Genomic DNA, 250 nt, shown 5'->3' with positions numbered 1-250 from the left:
GTGGGGGCGGTGCACGAGGCGGCGCAGTGCGCCGGCGACCTGCACGACCAGGTCGCCTCGGTGATCGGCACCTTCGCCGGCCGGGCGCTGAGCACCCCGCGGCGGGCCTACGCGCTGCGGGCCGAGCCGGTCGACGCGGAGGTGGAGGCCGAGCGCCTGGTCTTCCGCCGGGCCTTCCGGGACGTGATCGCGGCCCGGATCGCCGAGGGCGTGGCGGCCGGCCGGCTGCCCCAGCAGGACCCGGAGCTGA

Annotated in this window: 1 pseudogene; it reads left to right on the top strand. The window is 78.8% G+C overall.

The annotated features are described in order from the left end of the window. Window positions 1-250, top strand: a pseudogene (locus tag C7C46_RS33970) (TetR/AcrR family transcriptional regulator); the annotation flags it as partial.

Origin of the sequence: Streptomyces tateyamensis (assembly GCF_003205575.1) — a bacterium.
Lineage (GTDB): Bacteria > Actinomycetota > Actinomycetes > Streptomycetales > Streptomycetaceae > Kitasatospora > Kitasatospora tateyamensis.
The sequence above is the reverse complement of the archived record's forward strand: the minus strand, read 5'-3'. Positions and strand labels throughout refer to the sequence as shown.